Genomic DNA, 4,567 nt, shown 5'->3' with positions numbered 1-4,567 from the left:
TCACCGCCCGCCCCGCGGAAAGCGAGCATCTGGAGGGGAAATCAACCACACCGCATTACTTGGTAAATAGCACCAAAGTATGCGGAAACAGCCTAGAAATTTATAGGTTGTAAAGTTGGTTTTTCACCTGCTATTGCGTGAATCCTTTTCATTTTATGTCTACAATTAATTCTTTTATTGATTCAGAAATGAATTTTTCAGTCAATAGTGAATGACGGACATCCCATATGGAATCGATACTTTTGATTTTTACAATTCAATAATGAATTCACTGACTCGTGAATAGCCTTATTGACGGTGATTTAATGTTTGGCACGGCACTTGCATTTATATAACAGGAATAACAGGTAACAGGAACAACAGGTAACAGGAACAACAGGTAACAGGAAATTAATCTGCGAAATGATCCTCCTATAGAAGGTGCGAGGCGAAAGGGGTGAACGGACCAGAAATACGATGGGTAAACCGTTATTAAAGAGAGGATGGAATCATTGGCTATCCCTAAAAACAGCATATGCTTGTCAGCATACCACTTAATCCTTAAGTAGAGTCAATGAAACTATGATAATTTCTGATGATAACCAATTGAATTAAGTGGTCACCAAAAATGAAAGCGCTAACAACCGATCATTGGGCTTTTTGCGCTACACCCTAAGCTATATCTGTTGTTGAGAATATAGGGAAATAAAACTTGCTGTTCCTCTCCGGGAGGTTGAGCCTGTGGGGAAATAAGTGAAGGTGCTTTTCGTCGCAGATGTAAGCTTTCAAAATATGGACAGGATAGCGATACAGGGAAGGTACAGCAAAGTGAAACTCAATAATTTTTAAGGAGGAAGTAAATGGAGATTTTGATCCAGCAGCTTTTCAATGGTTTGACGATTGGCAGCGTATATAGTCTTGTTGCCCTGGGATTGACGTTAGTATATGGAATTTTGCATATCCCGAACTTTGCCCACGGTGCCCTATATATGTTGGGTGGATACATCACATTGTCAATGATGACATTATATGGGGTCAATTACTGGATTGCCATGTTCGTATCCATTATCGTTGTTGGTTTGTTGGGAGTCCTTTTGGAACGTTTCGTGTTCCGCCTGTTAAGGGAGGCACCTCCATTGCACGATAAGATTGCAGCAATCGGAATTCTCCTTTTTCTTGAAGCTTTTGCCCAATTTGTCTGGGGTGCCGACTTCCATACAATGACTTCCCCATACGGCCAAGTAGTCAATATCATGGGCCTGACATTCACGCTCCAGCGATTATTGATCATCGTGTCAGCTATCGCAGTGATGGTTTTACTTTACCTTTTCCTTAAGAAAACTTATGCCGGTTCAACGATAATAGCGATGTCCCAAAGCCGTGAAGGGGCGTCATTAGTAGGAATCAACATTAATAAAGTCGCGATGCTTACCTTCATGATATCGGGTGGATTGGCAGCGATCGCTTCATCCCTTGCATCACCGATTAACCTTGTCTTTCCAGGAATGGGGCATTTAGTCATCCTAAAAGCATTCGTCATTATCATCTTGGGAGGGATGGGGAGCATCCCGGGGGCGATTGTAGGTGGATATATCCTCGGTTTCAGTGAGAGCTTGGGCGCAACTTATATTTCAAATGACTATAAGGACATCATTGCATTCATTCTTTTAGTCGTAATATTAACCGTGAAACCAACAGGTCTTTTTGCCAAGGGGGAGAGGTAGCGTGAAGATATTAACGAAAAGAAATGGGATTATCGCACTTATCATCTTTGCTTTTTCATTCCCCTTTATCGCGCAAAACGACTATTATCTCCATATGCTGACACTTTCGTTCATCTGGGCGATAGCTGTATATGGAATCAATTTATTATCAGGCTATACTGGATATCTCTCGCTTGCACATGCTGGTTTTTTTGCGATTGGAGCATATTCACTAGGCCTTCTGACGGTAAAAACAGGAATGAACTTTTGGCTGGCACTTGTAGTGGCATGTTTAATCACATGTACAATTGGGTTTTTGATTGGCTTGATCGCCCTGAGGACAAAGGAACACTTTTTTGCGATTTATACCCTATGTGTGGGTTACATCATATACCTGGTCATCGATAAATGGGAGGGACTTACAGAGGGGGTTAGGGGATTGATCGGTATACCTGCTCCTGGAAATATAGGGCCGATCACCTTCGATACTGCAGCATCCCAATATTATCTAGTCCTCATTTTCCTGCTTGCAGTGATTTTAATTGTGTATCGAATTATACGCTCGTTGACAGGCAGGACGTATATGGCCATCAGGAACAGCGAGGATCTTGCTCAAACGATTGGTATATCCACAATGAAAAATAAATTAACGGCATTTGTCCTATCCACTTTCTTTGCAGGATTGGCTGGTGCCTTGTATGCTTCATTCATTCGTTTCATTGGACCGGATATCGGATCAACTGCCATCATGTTCGATCTATTGATGTATTTATTGGTTGGTGGAATTGGGACACTCTCAGGCCCGTTGGTAGGAACATTATTGCTAGTAATCCTTTCGCAGAATTTGCAATTCCTTCAAGAATATCGAATGTTGATATTCGGGCCTTTGCTGACGGTGATCATTATCTTTTATCCGCGCGGAATCGCAGGTGCCTTTTTTGATTGGCAAAGAAAGCGAAAAGATAATGAGCTGTCCGGGGTGAGGAGCGAAATGCACATAAAAGCTGAGGAGGGATGAAATTGCTAATCGAAACGAGGAATTTGACAAAGCGATTTGGAGGATTGGCGGCCGTAAATAATGTGGATTTTACGATTGAGAAAGGTAGAATCAATGCAATAATCGGACCAAATGGTGCAGGGAAATCAACTTTTTTTAACTTGATCAGCGGCTTTCATCGGCCAACTTCTGGGACGGTCCTTTTTAAAGGGATTGATATCACCAAACTTCCTGCAAATGAAATAGCGGGGCTCGGAATTTCAAGAACCTTTCAAACGACAAGCCTTTTTGATCAATCGACCGTATTGGATAATGTCATTGTCGGGCATAGACTGCGAACCAAATCCAATCTGGTGGATGCCATTCTAAGAACTAAAAGATTAAAACGGGAGGAAGCGGCATGTAGGGATAAGGCAATGGAGGTACTTGATATTGTTGGATTGACGGAATCGGCTGACAGAATGGTCTCCAGCATCTCCCAGGAGGAAAAGAAACGGACAGCCATTGCCCTTGCCCTTGCGACGGAACCGGAAATTATCTTTCTTGATGAACCTGCTGCGGGAATCAATCCGGATGAAACGGAAGGCTTGACAGAACTGATTAAAAAATTGAATCGATCGGGACTGACCGTTTGTTTAATCGAGCACAAAATGCATATGATCATGAACTTGGCAGATCACATCATGGTCCTTAATTACGGAGAAAAAATCGCCGAGGGCACACCTAAGGAAATCCGCGGAAATGAAGCGGTGATTAAAGCCTATTTGGGAGGTAGTGCCAGTGCTTAAGTTAACTGATGTCGTCGTGAATTATGGGAGTTTCACTGCGATAAATCATGTGAATATCGAAGTTGCCAAGGGAGAGATCGTTGTTTTGTTAGGAGCGAATGGGGCGGGAAAAAGCACGACTTTTCGTTCCATAAGCGGAATCAGTAAGCTGTCCAAGGGGGAAATTCATTTTCTGGGCATGCCGATAGGGGGCAGGGCCCCGGATAATAATGTTCGGGAAGGAATCGTCCAGTGTGCCGAAGGACGTAAACTGTTTCCACAGATGACTGTCTCGGAAAATTTGAGGATGGGTGCTTATGTGCACCGAAAGAAGAAAGCGGAGATTAAGGATTCCTTGGAATACGTCTATCACTTATTCCCGATTTTAAAAGAAAAACATCATGATGAAGCGGGAAGCCTGAGCGGAGGCCAACAGCAAATGCTCGCAATTGGAAGAGCCTTGATGTCAAAACCGAAATTGTTGATGCTTGATGAGCCTTCGGTGGGACTCGCTCCACTTATTGTCGAGCAAATGTTTCGGGTCATCGAAGAAATAAATCGCGAAGGAATCACGGTCCTGCTAGCTGAACAAAATGCGAATGCCGCTCTCGGCATTGCAGATAAAGGATATGTTTTTGAAAATGGGGAAATTGTCGTTCAAGGGACAGCAAGTGAGTTATTAGCAAATGATGAAGTAAGGAAAGCATATATTGGGGCCTGAAAAAATTGAATGGAGGGATCATTATGAAAAAACTGAAAGTATTACTTGTCTTTCTCTTGCTAATCATCACTGTTTTGACCGGCTGCAATAAAGGGGATAGCCCTGTGTCAAGCAGTGGCAGTAAAGGCAAAAGTGAAAATGTCGTTAACATCGGTTTTAGCGGTCCTTTAAGCGGGGCAGCAGCCTTATATGGGAAACGGACATTGAATGGTGTCGAAATGGCCGTGAATGAAATTAACGATGCTGGCGGGTTTGAAGTAGATGGTAAGAAATACACGCTGAATTTAGTATCGTTGGATGATAAATACTTACCTAATGAAACAGGGTCGAATGCTAAACGATTAATTCAGGAATATGATACGCCGATCATTTTCACGCCTCATAGCGGAGGTGTACTGGC

The 4,567-nt window shown here is 42.9% G+C and carries 5 protein-coding genes; all 5 read left to right on the top strand.

Annotation, left to right across the window (positions count from 1 at the left end; genetic code table 11):
- Positions 1-839: 839 nt before the first annotated feature.
- Entirely contained in the window at positions 840-1,703 is an 864-nt protein-coding gene (locus ACFVSH_RS23235; protein ID WP_076371380.1) for a branched-chain amino acid ABC transporter permease, read from the top strand.
- A 1-nt stretch (position 1,704) separates the two neighbouring features.
- A complete protein-coding gene (locus tag ACFVSH_RS23230) occupies positions 1,705-2,700 on the top strand; it encodes a branched-chain amino acid ABC transporter permease (protein WP_387595934.1) in 996 nt (331 codons plus the stop codon).
- 2 nt (positions 2,701-2,702) lie between these two features.
- Positions 2,703-3,467, top strand: a complete 765-nt coding sequence (locus tag ACFVSH_RS23225) for an ABC transporter ATP-binding protein (RefSeq protein ID WP_230303162.1) — start codon at positions 2,703-2,705, stop codon at positions 3,465-3,467.
- Positions 3,460-4,167, top strand: coding sequence for an ABC transporter ATP-binding protein (locus tag ACFVSH_RS23220; RefSeq protein WP_387595939.1), 708 nt, complete (start codon positions 3,460-3,462; stop codon positions 4,165-4,167). The genes ACFVSH_RS23225 and ACFVSH_RS23220 overlap by 8 nt, the downstream gene beginning before the upstream one ends.
- Before the next feature lie 23 nt (positions 4,168-4,190).
- Positions 4,191-4,567, top strand: a 377-nt coding sequence (locus ACFVSH_RS23215) for an ABC transporter substrate-binding protein (protein ID WP_387708059.1), incomplete at its 3' end; no start/stop codon positions are given.

Origin of the sequence: Peribacillus sp. NPDC058002 (assembly GCF_042886655.1) — a bacterium.
In the GTDB taxonomy this organism is placed as follows: Bacteria; Bacillota; Bacilli; order Bacillales; family DSM-1321; genus Peribacillus; species Peribacillus aracenensis.
Note: the sequence above shows the minus strand (reverse complement) of the source record. Positions and strands in the feature narration are given on the sequence as shown.